General features: G+C 64.8%; 16 protein-coding genes. All 16 read left to right on the top strand.

Annotated elements, in window-relative coordinates:
* Positions 1-237: 237 nt before the first annotated feature.
* Positions 238-1,314 carry a bifunctional phosphoglucose/phosphomannose isomerase gene (locus H7007_RS08145; RefSeq protein ID WP_287154596.1) on the top strand — a complete coding sequence of 359 codons (1,077 nt, stop codon included), beginning with the start codon at positions 238-240 and terminating at the stop codon, positions 1,312-1,314.
* A 60-nt stretch (positions 1,315-1,374) separates the two neighbouring features.
* Positions 1,375-2,232, top strand: coding sequence for a purine-nucleoside phosphorylase (locus tag H7007_RS08140; protein WP_287154594.1), 858 nt, complete (start codon positions 1,375-1,377; stop codon positions 2,230-2,232).
* Positions 2,233-2,600: 368 nt separating this feature from the next.
* Positions 2,601-2,828: a 4Fe-4S dicluster domain-containing protein gene (locus tag H7007_RS13730; protein ID WP_350340634.1), complete on the top strand. Its 228-nt coding sequence runs from the start codon at positions 2,601-2,603 to the stop codon at positions 2,826-2,828.
* 105 nt (positions 2,829-2,933) lie between these two features.
* Positions 2,934-3,602, top strand: coding sequence for an FAD-dependent oxidoreductase (locus H7007_RS08135; RefSeq protein ID WP_287154592.1), 669 nt, complete (start codon positions 2,934-2,936; stop codon positions 3,600-3,602).
* Positions 3,603-3,646: 44 nt separating this feature from the next.
* Positions 3,647-4,273, top strand: a complete 627-nt coding sequence (locus H7007_RS08130) for an FAD-binding protein (RefSeq protein WP_287154591.1) — start codon at positions 3,647-3,649, stop codon at positions 4,271-4,273.
* Positions 4,274-4,609 carry a hypothetical protein gene (locus H7007_RS08125; protein WP_350340636.1) on the top strand — a complete coding sequence of 112 codons (336 nt, stop codon included), beginning with the start codon at positions 4,274-4,276 and terminating at the stop codon, positions 4,607-4,609. It abuts the gene before it with no gap.
* Positions 4,610-4,783: 174 nt separating this feature from the next.
* Positions 4,784-5,218, top strand: coding sequence for a 50S ribosomal protein L13 (gene rplM / locus H7007_RS08120; protein WP_287154717.1), 435 nt, complete (start codon positions 4,784-4,786; stop codon positions 5,216-5,218).
* 23 nt (positions 5,219-5,241) lie between these two features.
* A complete protein-coding gene (gene rpsI, locus H7007_RS08115) occupies positions 5,242-5,634 on the top strand; it encodes a 30S ribosomal protein S9 (RefSeq protein ID WP_287154589.1) in 393 nt (130 codons plus the stop codon).
* Between the two features lie 538 nt (positions 5,635-6,172).
* Positions 6,173-7,531 (top strand): phosphoglucosamine mutase, encoded by a 1,359-nt coding sequence (gene glmM, locus H7007_RS08110; protein WP_287154587.1) that lies wholly within the window; start codon positions 6,173-6,175, stop codon positions 7,529-7,531.
* Between the two features lies 1 nt (position 7,532).
* Entirely contained in the window at positions 7,533-9,359 is a 1,827-nt protein-coding gene (gene glmS, locus H7007_RS08105) for a glutamine--fructose-6-phosphate transaminase (isomerizing) (RefSeq protein ID WP_287154586.1), read from the top strand.
* Positions 9,356-9,778, top strand: a complete 423-nt coding sequence (gene acpS / locus H7007_RS08100) for a holo-ACP synthase (protein ID WP_287154584.1) — start codon at positions 9,356-9,358, stop codon at positions 9,776-9,778. The genes glmS and acpS overlap by 4 nt, the downstream gene beginning before the upstream one ends.
* Positions 9,775-11,343 (top strand): NAD(P)H-hydrate dehydratase, encoded by a 1,569-nt coding sequence (locus tag H7007_RS08095; protein ID WP_287154583.1) that lies wholly within the window; start codon positions 9,775-9,777, stop codon positions 11,341-11,343. Before acpS ends, H7007_RS08095 begins: the two co-directional genes overlap by 4 nt.
* Positions 11,340-11,795, top strand: coding sequence for a CBS domain-containing protein (locus H7007_RS08090; protein ID WP_287154581.1), 456 nt, complete (start codon positions 11,340-11,342; stop codon positions 11,793-11,795). Before H7007_RS08095 ends, H7007_RS08090 begins: the two co-directional genes overlap by 4 nt.
* Before the next feature lie 37 nt (positions 11,796-11,832).
* Positions 11,833-12,984 carry an alanine racemase gene (gene alr / locus H7007_RS08085; RefSeq protein WP_287154716.1) on the top strand — a complete coding sequence of 384 codons (1,152 nt, stop codon included), beginning with the start codon at positions 11,833-11,835 and terminating at the stop codon, positions 12,982-12,984.
* 149 nt (positions 12,985-13,133) lie between these two features.
* On the top strand, positions 13,134-13,691 hold the full coding sequence (locus H7007_RS08080; protein WP_287154579.1) for an NTPase: 558 nt from the start codon (positions 13,134-13,136) through the stop codon (positions 13,689-13,691).
* Between the two features lie 12 nt (positions 13,692-13,703).
* Complete coding sequence (locus H7007_RS08075) at positions 13,704-14,129, top strand: BCAM0308 family protein (protein ID WP_287154577.1); 426 nt, start codon at positions 13,704-13,706, stop codon at positions 14,127-14,129.
* Positions 14,130-14,217: the final 88 nt, after the last annotated feature.

Genomic DNA, 14,217 nt, shown 5'->3' with positions numbered 1-14,217 from the left:
TTCGAACCGCATTCCGGCGCCGTTTCACGCTTTTCCGAACATGTTAAGATTTTAGCATGCCCGGTTCCCGCTTACAGCCGTGATGCCCGCCGTCCGGCAAGCGTGAGGGGAGATCCGGCACGCCCCGGGGAACGGGGAGCGAGGCGGCGGTTCGGCTTGCCCGTTCCGTCCCGTGTTATATCCGCCGTCCGGCAAGAGCGGGGGCTCGAAAGGGTGCGAGTGAAGAAAGGAGCGGCCATGGAGGATAGGGTGAACCTGGACGACGTGATGGAGCTCGAGCAGCGGGATCCCGGCAACATGCTCGCCGCGGTGGAATCTTTTCCCCGGCAGTGCAGGGAGGCCCTGCGGATGGGCCGGGAGCTTGCGGACCTACCCCCAGGAGAGGGCATAAGCCGCATAGCCTACCTGGGTATGGGAGGTTCGGCCATCGGCGGGGACATCCTGCGCGCCCTGCTCGAGGAGGCCACCGGCCTGCCCATAAGCGTGCATCGCTCCTATCGCCTTCCTGCCCTCCTGGGCCCGGACACCTTGGCCGTGGCGGCCAGTTATTCCGGGAACACCGAGGAGACACTCTCCGCCTACGACGATGCCATATACCTCGGATGCCGCCTTCTGGTGCTCACATCGGGAGGTCAGTTGCTGGAGAGAGCCCGCGGCTACCGGCATTCCTGTGTGGTGATCCCGGCCGGGTTACAGCCGCGGGCGGCGCTGGGATACCTCTTCCTCCCCGCCGCGGCGGTCATCGAGCGCCTGGGGCTCATGCAGGGTTTCGTCCGGGTGTCCTACGAGGCCGTGGAGTACCTGGAGGAAAAGGCGACGGAATGGGGTCGCATCTCCTCCACGGCGCGCAACTTCGCCAAGCAGATGGCCCTGCGCCTGGCGGGCAAGGTGCCGGTCGTCTACGGCACGGAGGGGTTGCTGGGGGTGGCCGCCTACCGCTGGAAATGCCAGTTCAACGAGAACTCCAAGGTCCCCGCCTTCCACCACGTCCTCCCGGAGATGAACCACAACGAGATCGTGGGGTGGCACAGGGCGGACGAGTTCAGCCGCCGGGTGGAAGTGGTCTTTCTCCTGGAGGAGGATGCCCATCCCCGCATCGCCAAACGGGTGGAGATAACCGCGGACATCCTGCGCGAGAAGGTGGGCGGGGTGACCGTGATCCGGGTGGGGGGGCGCACCCGAACCGAGAAACTCCTGGGCGCCATCTACCTTGGCGACTTCGTGAGCGTCTACCTGGCCCTCTTGAACGGGGTGGATCCGACGCCGGTGGAGAGCATCGCCCTGCTCAAGGAGCGTATGGCCCGGGAGGGCTGACGCCGGGGACCATGCGTACTGCCTTTTTGCGGAGCGAAACGGAAGGGAAGGAGGCGAGGAATGGGAGCGGAGACGAGGGTCGAGGACAGCGGTTCCCCGGGGTCGGCGGCGCGTTTTCTGGCCTCCCTCCTGGAAGGGGAGGGGCTTCCGCTCCCCGGTGAGGCGGTCGTGCTCGGCAGCGGCCAGGGGGAGGCGGTACCCGGGGCGGAGCGAGAGGTGGAGGTCTCCTTCGAGGAGATCCCGGGATGGCCGCGTGCCGAGGTCCCGGGACACGCGGGTACCGTGCTGGTGGCGGATTACGGCCGCAAGTGCGTCCTCTTCCAGAGGGGAAGGCTCCATTACTACGAGGGGCTGACCATGGAGGAGGTGGCCTTTCCGGTGCGCGTCCTGGCCTCCCTCGGGGTGCGCAGGTTGTTGCTGTGCAACGCGGCGGGGGCCCTGAACCCGGCCTATGAGCCTGGTTTCCTGATGCTGGTTAGGGATCACATCAACCTCATGGGGGTCAACCCCCTACGCGGCGTGCGGGATGCCGACGGCACCCCGGCCTTCGTGGACCTCTCCGACCTCTACGATGCCGGATGCGGCGACTTCCTCCTCGGGAAGGCGCAGGCCGAGGGCTGGCCGCTGGTGGAAGGAGTGCTGGTGGCTGTTTCCGGACCCTCCTATGAGACGGGGGCCGAACTGCGCTTCCTGCGCCTCATCGGCGGGGACGCGGTCTCCATGAGCCTGGTCCCCGAGGCCCTTTACGCCCGCCACCTGGGGATGAGGGTGAACGGCGTGAGCGTGATAACCAATATCTGGGACCTGCGCAGGCCCCACCCCGTCTCCCATGAGGAGGTGCTGCGGACGGCATCCTCGGCCGTTCCCGCCCTCAGGGACATCATCCGGTCCTGGCTGGAATACGAGGCTTCGCCGTGAGGGAAGCCTCTTACCGCCGCATGGCGGCCGTCCTAAAGCCGTGTATGTCCCGTGTTTTTAACGTGAGCATGCTGCACCCACTTCTTGATGGAATATATCGGGAATATAAACCGGCCGTGTTCTGAGCGACTTGTTCTGGGCAAGCGTCAACCACACGCCTTAGGCAATCTAGTCCACGAATCACGGAGGGATTCCCTCCCTCGTCTCCGGGAAAGGGCAGTCTCGTAGAGAGGATCCGCGAGACCGCCGCCTGCCCGTAGATGAAAGCGAGGAAGGTAAAGAGAACAGCATCCGCCAACACATGCCGGCTCCAGAGTACCAGATAAATAATTGCAATATATTCAAAAACCATGTAACAAAACCCGCTCATGCCGTGCAGGCCTGTATTGTTCGATCCCGAGCTTTGCACCGGATGCAATGCCTGCGTGGATGTGCGCAGGAAGGACGTCCTTTTTCCCAACCCGGAAAAAGGAAAGCCGCCGCTTATCCTTTATCCCGACGAATGCTGGTTCTGCGGATGTTGCGTCATCTATTGCCCAGCGCCCGGCTTCCAGAATCAATCACCCATTGCCGCTCAAATGGTATTGGAAACGTAAGGAGACCGGGGAGCACTTCCGCATCGGGATGAAGAATACGACGCCACCTAACGACAAACCGCCTGTCGGTTGATGAACTCCTACGTTGAGCCGAGGGGGAGAGTCATGCAGGGGAATCTGGGACCATGGCCTTACGAGGTGGAATACGGCATCGAGAACGGGGTGGAATGCGACGTCCTGGTTCTTGGAGGCGGGGTTGCGGGATGTTTTGCCGCCATCTCGGCGGCGAACCAGGGGGCTCGAGTGGTCGTCGTGGACAAGGGACCCATAAAGACCGGCGTTTCAGGCGGAGCGGGATGCGACCACTGGAACTATCCCCTGACGACTCCCTTCAGCAAGATCACGCCCGAAGAACTCGTTGATTTCGTCGATTTTGTCACCGATGGATGGTTCTGCGGCATCGGCCTGTACATACAGTGCCGGGAAAGCTGGGATTGCCTTCTGGACGCGGAGAGATGGGGCCTGCCGCCTCGCGATGTCGACGGTGAGCCCAAGGGGTCCGGCTTCAGAGACGAAGAAACCGGGATCCTGTTTGCGTATAACCATGACAATCGACATATCGTACGAGTGCGCGGCGGAGCGAGAATCAAGGAATATTATCACCGGGAGCTCAGAAGGCTGGGCGTGCCGTTGTATGAACGGGTCATGGCCACCAGCCTATTGACGGAAGGAGGGAAAGAGGGCGCCAGGGTCGTTGGGGCAACGGGCCTGAACGTCCGCACGGGGGAGTTCTACATCTTCAAGGCAAAATCCACCGGCTCTGCATGTCCATAGCTTCAAGTCCGTGGATCTTCTCTACCGAGAGCATGGGAGCGGGTATGCATGTCATCGACCCCGACTGCACGGGCGAGGGGTTTTCTGTGGCTTGGAACGCGGGCGCCGAGCTCACCTTGCCCCTCTACGCCGATCTGCCGGGCATGCCCGAAGACGAGAGGAGGGCGATCTTCGGGCTCATGGTCGGCCACGAGGGAAGGACACGCGTGCCGATTTACGAGAACTATTCTCAGTGGGGGTTTGACCCCCACAAAGACCTTCTCCCGGTGCCCATCCATCCCACCGATCGGCACAAGACGCCGGCCTGGCTTTTTTACAAACCGCCGGAACGTTACCGCGGCCCGGCGATGTTGGGCGGTGGGCTCATGTACGACTGGGACCTCAAAACCAACCTCGAAGGGTTGTATGTGGCGGGGATGAACGGCTTTTGCGGTATCGATCACAGCCAAGCGGCGGCGACCGGCCGGTACGCCGGCAGGAGAGCGGCGGACTATGCATTGCGAGAAGCACCTGCTCCATCGATCCATCGTGACCAGGTAGAGAGGGAGAAGGCTAAAGTGTACGGTCCCGTCGAAAGAGACGATGGGATGGGATGGAAAGAGGTCCACGCGGGTGTTGCTCATGTCATGCAGGAGTTCTGTGGCACGGAAAAGCACGAGAACACGTTATAACTGGGCCTGTGGCGGCTCAAGCAGATAAAGGAAGTCGAGGCACAGGAACTCTACGCCAGGAATCCCCACGAACTCGCGCGATGCAACGAGGCCTTCACGTTGATCACGGTCGGAGAGGTCATCATGCACGCCTGCCTGGCGAGGAAAGCCAGCATCGGGGCGTTGGGGTTCTACCGCTTGGATTATCCGTATTCCGGGCCTGAAGACAAGAAGTTCATCACCGTGAAGAAAAAGGGCGAAGGGGTCGAAGTGGGCGAAAAGCCGCATCGTTTCTGGCTGCTGGAGCCTTACGCCCCCACATACGCGGAGAATTACGCATCGCACGCCGGACTGTGATAGTGGGATGCGAGAGGTCGGCCCGAGAAGGTCGTATCCTTTTGATGCCTGGATTGCGTAGCCGTTTTTTTTGCATCAAGCAACCTTCCCTCTTCTTTCCTTGACACTAGGGGGGACGGCCTCTATCATTAGTGTTTGTCGTGCTGTGAGAGAGATACGAGGCGACGCGGAATGATGAAGACCTACAGCACCAAGAAGGCGGACATAGAGCGCCGGTGGTACCTGGTGGACGCCCAGGGCATGGTCCTGGGGAGACTGGCCTCCGAGGTGGCCAAGATCCTCAAGGGAAAGAACAAACCCATCTATGTACCCCATATGGACGTGGGCGACCACGTAGTGGTGGTCAACGCCGAGAAGGTGGTACTGACCGGCGATAAACTGGATAAGAAAAAATACTACCGGCATTCCGGCTATCCGGGAGGCCTGCGAGAGTTCACCTACAGGACCCTCCTGCGGGAGAAGCCGGAGATGGTGGTGGAGAAGGCGGTGCGGGGGATGCTCCCCAAGAACCGCCTGGGCCGGGCCATGATCCGCAAGCTGCACGTCTATGCCGGCCCGGACCATCCCCACCAGGCCCAGAAGCCGGAGAAGATCTCCCTGGGCGCATGAGGACGGAAAGGCAGGTGTGACCTTTGCCGCAGCATCTGGGTTACGGGACGGGCAGGAGAAAGGAAGCCGTGGCCAGGGTCTGGCTTTATCCCGGCGAGGGCGAGTTCGTGATCAACGGAAGGAGCCTGGAGGAGTACTTCCCGCGCCAGACCCTGCGGGATCAGATCATGCAGGCCCTGGAGGCCGCGGGTAGTGTGGGGCGCTACAAGGTTGTGGCCACCATACGGGGCGGGGGCATCTCCGGACAGGCCGGTGCCCTCCGCCATGGAATTGCCCGTGCCCTCGTGGACTGCGACGAGACCCTCCGTTCCGAGTTGAAGAAAGCCGGACTTTTGCGGCGCGACCCCCGCATGAAGGAACGCAAGAAGTACGGCCTCAAGAAGGCGCGCAAGCGACCCCAGTTCTCCAAGCGCTGAACCTCAGGACCGAATACGCCCCCTCTTTCGCGGAACGGCATGTACTTGCCTTTTTACATGCCTTTCTCCCCGCTGAGTGCCGGTACGGTCCCTTCCGCACAGGGGGTTCCCGTTGCCGGAAAGAGCAGCGCGGGTTCGTGGAGGAGGTCCGGGCAATACGCTTTCCCATACCCGGAATGGTGGGACACTGGGAGGACAGGGTGGGTTCGGGGAGGAGGTGCCGGGAAAGGAGAGGGAAAATATTTACGCGGGGGGGCACCACCGGGCGACCTCCGCGCCGCGCCCCCTCTTACCGGGGCCGGGAGTTGCCAGGGGACGGAGGCGGGTAGGTCGACCGGCTGAGATGCCGCCTCCGCACATGGGGAGGATGTGGAGAAGGAAGCGCGAGCACGGGGGTCGGTTCGCCTTGAAGCCCGGAAAGGCGGGGTGCTATAGTCCATTAGGGGCGCGGGAGGAAGGGAACAGAGGACGTTCTGAACGCCGCGGTAGGCGGGAGTGGTCTTTTGCAGACCTGGACGGGGAAGCGAAGGAAGTGAGCATGGGAAGTGAAAAGGGCGGTTGGCCCCGTCTCTTCGGGACCGACGGGGTGAGGGGAGAAGCCAATGTGGAGCTCACGCCCGAGCTGGCCATGCGACTGGGATGGGCGGCGGTGATGGTCCTGGCCGGGGAGAACCCCCGGCCCCGGCTTCTGCTGGGCAAGGACACCAGGCTCTCCGGGGACATGCTGGAAGGGGCCTTGGTGGCGGGCATATGCTCCGCGGGAGGCGATGTGGAACTCCTGGGGGTCATCCCTACACCGGCGGTGGCCCACCTCACCCGTACCAGGAAGGTCGACGCGGGCGTGGTCATCTCCGCCTCCCATAACCCGGCACGAGACAACGGCATAAAATTCTTCCACCGCGACGGCTATAAGCTCCCCGACGCCCTGGAGAGGGAGATGGAGCGCCTGGTGGCCGGGGTCGAAACTCAGGCCAAGCCGCGGGGGGATCAGGTGGGGTGTTGCCGGCCTGCGGTGGGGGCGGAGGAGGAATACCTGGAGCACCTCCTCTCCGTGGCCCAGCCCGACCTCTCCGGGATCAAGGTGGTGGTGGACTGCGCCCACGGAGCTTCCTACCGGGTGGCCCCGGAGCTCTTACGGCGCTTGGGAGCCCGGGTGATCTCCCTGCACGTGGAGCCCGACGGGTTGAACATCAACCGGGAATGCGGCTCCACCCACTGCAAGGCACTGCAGAGAAAGGTGGTGGAGGAAGGTGCCCTTTTGGGGCTGGCCTTCGACGGGGACGCCGACCGGCTGATCGCCGTGGACGAGGAAGGGAAGCTGGCGGACGGGGACCACATCATGGCCATCTGCGCCGTGCGCATGAAGGAGGAGGGCACCCTCAGGGAGAACTCGGTGGTGGCCACGGTCATGTCCAACCTGGGGTTCCACCTGGCCATGCGGCGGGAAGGGATACGGGTCCACCAGACGGCGGTTGGCGACCGTTACGTGCTGGAAAAGATGCTCGAAGGGGGCTTCAACCTGGGAGGGGAGCAGTCGGGCCACATAATCTTCTTAGACCATTCCACCACCGGGGACGGGCTGGTGACCGCCATCAAGCTCCTGGAGGCGGTGCGGGAATCGGGGGAAAAGCTCTCCTCCCTCTCCAAGTTGGTGGTTAAGGTCCCGCAGCTGCTGGTCAACGTGAGGGTCAGGGACAAGGAGAGCTGGAGCGAGAGGAAGACGCTGCTCTCCGCCCTGCGCGCCTGGGAGGAGCGTCTCGGGGACCGAGGAAGGGTGCTCCTGCGTCCCTCGGGCACGGAGCCGGTCCTGAGGGTGATGGTGGAGGCCGTGGACGGCGAGCTGGCGGAGAGGGCGGCCCGGGAGCTGGCCGCCCTGGTGGAGAGGGAGATGGGCTGAGTTGTGCGGCATCGTGGGCTACACGGGACCCAGACCGGTCGCCGCCACCCTCTTCCACGGCCTGCGCCGCCTGGAATACCGTGGCTATGACTCCGCGGGGCTGGGGATACAGGAGGACGGCGGGATCAGGGTGATCAAGCGGAGGGGCAACCTGGATCACCTGGAGCCGCTCCTCGGGTACCTTCCCGGCGAGGGGGGGACAGGGATAGCCCATACCCGGTGGGCCACTCACGGCGTACCCTCCACGGAGAACGCCCACCCGCACCTGGACTGCCGGGGGCGCATAGCCGTGGTGCACAACGGCATCATCGAGAACTACCAGGAATTGGAAAGAGGGCTCACCTCCCGTGGGCATCGCTTTCGCTCCCGGACGGATACCGAGGTGCTCGTGCATTTGGTGGAGGAGAACTACCGCGGGGACCTCCTGGAGGCGGTTCGAGCCGCGATGCCGAAGATCCGGGGGACCTACGCCGCCGTCTTTCTGAGCGCCGATGAACCGGGAGTCCTTGTGGGCGCCCGTAAAGACAGTCCTCTCCTGCTCGGGCTGGGAGAGGGCGAGAACTTCCTGGCCTCCGCAACCCTGGCCTTTCTGGACTTCACCCGTCGGGCGGTCTCCCTGGAGAACGGTGACCTGGTAAGGGTTACCAATGATGACTGGGTAATACTGGATATCAACGGCGGGAGCGTGGAGAGGAAGGTCTTCGAGGTCCCCTTTGACGCCACGGCGGTGCAGAAGGGAGGTTACGCGGACTTCATGCTCAAGGAGATACATGAGCAGCCCCAGGCCTGGATGGACACCCTGCGGGGCAGGATGAGTCCCGGAAATAGGCTGCGCATCGAGGAGCTGGAGGAGGACCGCTTCGACCTCCGGGAGATCAACCGCATCATCTTCGTCTCTTGCGGGACCTCCTACCATGCCTCCCTCTTGGGGCGCTACGTCATGGAGGGGTGGATGGACATCCCCGTTGAGGTGGACATCTCTTCGGAGTTCTATTACCGTGCCCCCAAGCTCGACCCGCGCTGCCTGGTGGTGGCGGTCAGCCAGTCCGGGGAGACGGCGGACACCATGAGCGCGGTGCGCTGGGCCAAGCGCTGCGGCGCGCCCACCCTGGCCGTGGTCAACGTGGTGGGGAGCATGATGGCCCGGGAGTCGGACGGCGTGCTCTACACCCATGCCGGGCCGGAGATAGGGGTGGCGGCCACCAAGACCTTCCTGGCCCAGGTGGCGGCGGTATATCTGCTGGGCCTCTACCTGGGGCAGGAGCGGGGGCTTCTGGAGCCCGAGTTCGTCAGGCACACCCTCCGGGAGCTGGAGGACCTCACGGGGCGCATAGAGGAGGTCCTGGGGGACACGGACACCGTGGAGCGCTGCGCCGACAAGTACTGCCGCTGCGAGGACTTTCTCTTCCTGGGGCGCAACATCAACTATCCCCTGGCCATGGAGGCGGCCCTGAAGCTCAAGGAGATTTCCTATATCCACGCCGAGGGATACCCGGCGGGAGAGATGAAGCACGGCCCCATCGCCCTCCTGCACCCCGGCTTTCCGGTGGTGGCCCTGATCCCCCGGGATTCGGTCTACGAGAAGATGAAGGGCAATGTGGAGGAGGTCCGGGCGCGACAGGCTCCGGTGATCGCTGTGGCCACGCAGGGCGATGCGGAGATAAGGAGCTGCTGTGAGGAGGTCATCTACGTGCCGGAGGTCAAGCCGCAGTACTACCCGGTGGTCATGGCCCCGGCCCTGCAGCTCTTCGCCTATCATGTGGCCAAGATGCGGGGCTGCAACGTAGACCAGCCGCGGAACCTGGCCAAGACGGTGACCGTGGAATGAGCTTCCCGGCGGTTGTGGTGGAGAGGAGGTCCATGCAGGTCCTGGGAATAGGCGTGGACATGGTGGAGATCGAGAGGATCGAGAGAGCGCTGGCGCGGCACGAGAAGTTCGCGTCGCGCCTTTTTTCCGCCCGGGAACGGGAAAGGTGCATGGACTGCCCCCGCCCCGCCCGGCGCTTCGCCGCCTGCTTCGCGGCCAAGGAAGCCGCATCCAAGGCCATGGGGACGGGGGTAAGGGGTTTTTCCTGGCGGGAGCTCGAGCTACTGACCGACGAGAGGGGTCGCCCCGTCCTGCAGCTCTCGGGAAGGGCGCGGGAGGTCGCCGCCCGCTTGGGCATCCGGGAGATACTGGTAAGCGTGACCCACACCAGGGATGCGGCCCTGGCCGTGGCTCAAGCACTGGGGGGCGAGGAGGGATGATCAGGGTCCTCTTTCCGGAGGAGATGGCGGAGCTGGACCGCGCCGCCGGCGAGGAGGGGGTACCCACGAGCGAGCTCATGGAGAGAGCCGGCCGGGCGGTTGCGGAGCAGGCCCGGGATATGCTCGGGGGGCTTTGCGCCGGCCGTAGGGTGGTGGTGGCGGCGGCTAAGGGGAACAACGGCGGAGACGGGCTGGTGGCGGCACGCTACCTGGCATCCTGGGGAGCTCGGGTGGAGGTCTTCCTCCTGGCCCGTCCGGAGGAACTCTCCCCCGACGCGGCCCTCAATTACCGCCGTTACCTGGAGCAGGGGGGACGGGTGACGGCGGGCGAGCCCGCCCTCCTGGACGAGATGCTCCGGGAGGCGGACCTGGCCGTCGACGCCATCTTCGGCTTCGGCTTCCGGGGACGGGCCGATGGCCCTTTTGCCGAAGCCATCGAAGCCCTCAACCGCTGCGGGGTACCCGTGCTCTCCGTGGACCTCCCTTCGGGAGTGGACGCCTCCACGGGGGCCGTGGAGGGGCCGGCGGTGGAGGCGGACAGGACGGTCACCCTGGCCTGGCCGAAGGTGGGTCTCTACCTCTACCCCGCGGCGGAGAAGGTGGGGGAACTGGTGGTGGCGGATATAGGCATTCCGGTCCACCTGCTTGAAGCACTGGTGAGGAGCGAGCTGCATGCCCTGGAGGAGGAGGACGCCGCGGGCATGCTTCCCGCAAGGAGGCCCCACGCCCACAAAGGCCAGTGTGGAAGGGTCCTGGTGGTGGCGGGTTCCACCGGCCTCACGGGAGCGGCGGCTCTGTGCGCCAGGTCGGCCATGCGTTGCGGGGCCGGGGTGGTCACCCTGGGCATACCCTCCTCCCTCAATCCCATCATGGAGGTCAAACTGACCGAGGTCATGACCCTTCCCCTCCCGGACGACGGCGGGGGCCGCCTGGCGGAAGAGGCCTCCGGCGTGGTCCTCGAGGCCCTGCCATCCTTCGATGTCCTGGCCCTGGGGCCCGGACTGGGGACCTCGCCGGGCACGGTGTCCGCGGTCCGGAGGCTGGTACGCGAGGCCTCGTTGCCCCTGGTGCTGGACGCCGACGGGCTCAACGGGGTGGCCGGGGAACCCTCGGTGCTGGAGGGGAGGCAGGGCCCGGCGGTGATAACCCCGCATCCCGGGGAGCTGGGGAGGCTCCTGGGGCGCGGGGCGGCGGAGGTGCAGCGGGACCGCTTGGGTAACGCTCTGGAGGCCTCCCGCCGTTTCGGATGTCCTGTGGTCCTCAAGGGGGCGAACACGGTGATCGCTGAACCCGGAGGCCGGGCCTTCTTCCATCCCCTGGCTTTGCCCGAGCTGGCCACTGCGGGGAGCGGGGACGTGCTCACCGGATGCCTGGCGGCCCTGCTGGCCCAGGGGCTCCCGCCCCTGGAGGCGGCGCTTTGCGCTGTGTTGGTGCACGGGAAGGCGGCGCAGCTGGCTTCCAGCGTGGTGGGAGGGGTGGGAATGGTCGCCGGGGACGTCGTGTCCCACCTCCCCCTGGCCTTGAACGGTCTGAGGAGGAAAAGGGAAGGAGGAAGGTACAGGTGAAGTCGGCTCGGGAGATCATGAACCCCGACCCCATTACCGTGGGCCCCGAGGCCACGGTGCGGGAGATGGCCGGGATGATGGTGGAGAACCGCATCCGCTGCCTCCCGGTGGTGGACGAGGAAGGGAGGCTGCTCGGGGTGGTGGACGAGGAGGACCTGGTGCACCAGGACGCCCGGGTCCATTTCCCGACCTTTATCCATTTTCTGGAAAGCTACCTCTTCCTCCCATCCTCGCTAAGGCGTTTCGAAAAGGAGCTGCGCCAGGCCGTCGGCTCCAGGGCGCGGGATCTGATGGAGGAGGACTACGCCTCCGTGAGCCCCCTGGCTAGCGTGGAGGAGGTGGCCACCCTCATGCTGGAGCGGGACCTGGAATACGTCCTGGTCTTGGAGGAAGGTAACCTGGTGGGGGTCATCACCAGAGGGGACATCCTGCGGACCATCGCCGAGGGCTGATTCCGGGCGAGGTCGGGAGGAGGGTAGGGACTTGACGGTGGATAGGACGGGAGGCTCGCCCGGGGGTGGTTTTCCCTACCGGCCCACCCGTGCGGAGATAAACCTCGACAGCATCCGCCACAACGTCCGTGCTTTCGTGGATCTGGTAGGTCCTTCCTGCAAGGTGATGGCCGTGGTGAAGGCCGACGCTTACGGCCACGGTGCGGTGGAGGTCTCGCGGGCGGCCCTCGAGGCGGGAGCTTCGCGACTGGGGGTGGCCCTCGTGGAGGAAGCCGAAGAGCTCAGGGAAGCCGGGGTGGAGGCCCCCCTGCACCTCCTCTTCGAGCCGCCGCCTGAGGCCGCTGAGCGCGTCGTGGAGCTGGGACTGATCCCCACGGTATATACCCCGCTTTACGCCAGGGAGCTCTCCCGCTCCGCCGTCTCCCGGGGCAAGAGGGTTCCCGTACACATAAAGGTGGACACCGGGATGCACCGCGTGGGCGTTTCCCCGGAGGGGGCGCCGAAGCTGGCGGAGGAGGTATGCGGGCTGCCCGGGTTGGAGCTGGAAGGAGTCTACACCCACCTGGCCACGGCATCCGAGCCCGGAGACCCCTTCGCCGCGGAGCAGGTGGAGAGGCTGGGTTCGGTGGTCAGGAGATTGCGGCAGGGGGGGCTGCAGGTGCCCCTGGTCCACGCAGCGGCCTCGGGCGCCGCCCTCTCCCTCCCACGCTCGCGGATGGACATGATACGCCTGGGCATCGCCATGTACGGGCTCCTGCCGGGACCCGCCTACGCGGGGAAGGTGGATCTCAGGCCGGCGCTCTCGCTGCGCACCCGCATATCTCACGTCTTCCGGGCCGGCGAAGGGGAGGGGGTGAGTTACGGCCTCACCTACCGCTGCCCGAGGGACACCTGGTTGGCGGTCCTCCCGGTGGGCTACGCCGACGGGTTGTCGCGGGCCCTCTCCAACCGGTGGGAGGTCCTGATCGGGGGAAAACCTTATCCCCTGGTGGGCACGGTCTGTATGGACCTCTGCGTGGTGGACCTGGGAGATGACCGCCGGTTTCCGGGCGAGGAGGTCACCGTCGTCGGGGGGTGGGGAGAGGAAAAGGTAGGTGTGGAGAGGATGGCGGAGCTCCTGGAGACCATCAATTACGAGGTGGTCTGTGCCATCGGTAAGCGGGTGCCTCGGATATACCTGGGCCGTTGAACGCACGGGGGCCAGCGACGCGCGGCGCCGTTTAACCTTCCCGGCCCGGGGTATGATGATTATTGAGGGGGCCTTCAAGGGAACCCGAGAAGGCGCGGCCGTTTGGGGAGCGTGAACGGCCTCCCGCCCTTCCCCGGTCGAGGGAGCGGATGGCGAACAACTTGCTGGTGAGGGGCAGTCCGGGCAGCGGAAAGACCACCCTGGCGGTGAAGGTGGCGGAAGACCTCACTGGGCTGGGGTTCAAGGTGGCCGGCTTCGTGACCGAGGAAATCAGGGAGGGGAAGACGAGGCTCGGCTTCCGCATCCGGGACCTCCGCGGGGGAGAGGCCGTCATGGCCCACGTTGGTTTGCGCGCCGGACCCCGGGTGGGCAAGTATACGGTCGATGTCGAAACCCTGGAGCGAACGGCCCTCCGGGCCCTGGACGAGGTGCATGGGAGAGCGGACCTGGTGATCGTTGACGAGATAGGGAAGATGGAGGCCCTGTCCGCTGCCTTCCTGAAGCGAGTGATGGAACTCATGGATCTGCCCACTCCCCTCCTGGCCACTATCCCAAAGAGCGATCAGTCCTTCGTCTCATCCCTACTGCAGCGTGGGGATGTCTCCGTCTACTGCATCGACAGGCGGAACCGCGAGCGGATGAAGGAGGTGGTGGAGGAGGACCTGCTCGGTATCCTGGGCCACAGGCGAAGTCCCCGGACGAACTGAAGGAGGAATCCGATGGTGAAGATCTGTCCTTCCTGCTATGCCGTCTATGTGGACCAGAGATGGTGTTTCGACGAGAAGGCGCGCCAGAGGATCATGAAGGGCAATGGATGGGAGAAACATCTCTGCCCCGGTTGCGAGAAGGTGGCCAGAGGGAAGGTCGACGGCGTAGTCTATCTGAGGGGGGACTTCCTGCGCGCGCATCGCGAGGAGGCCAAGAATCTCATACGCAGCGTGGCGGAGAGGAAACTGCGCAAGAACATCGCCGCTCGCATCGCTCATATCGAGGAGAAGGACGACGAGATCGTCATACAGACCACCGACCGTGCCCTGGCCGAACGCCTGGGCAAGGAATTCGAGAGGGCATATTCCGGCCGGCTGGACATCCAGTGGCAACACGGGGCGGACTTCGCGCGCGTCTATTGGACGCGGGATGATTGAGGCCCGGCGGTGAGGCCGGAAAAAAGGTGGGGCCGTAGCGCTCTTTCTCCGTATCGGGAAAGGCGGGACGGCCTGGCGTGAAACCCGC

The organism is Candidatus Solincola tengchongensis (genome assembly GCF_015711935.1).
In the GTDB taxonomy this organism is placed as follows: Bacteria; Actinomycetota; Geothermincolia; order Geothermincolales; family RBG-13-55-18; genus Solincola_A; species Solincola_A tengchongensis.
This window is presented reverse-complemented; position numbering and strand designations above follow the sequence as displayed.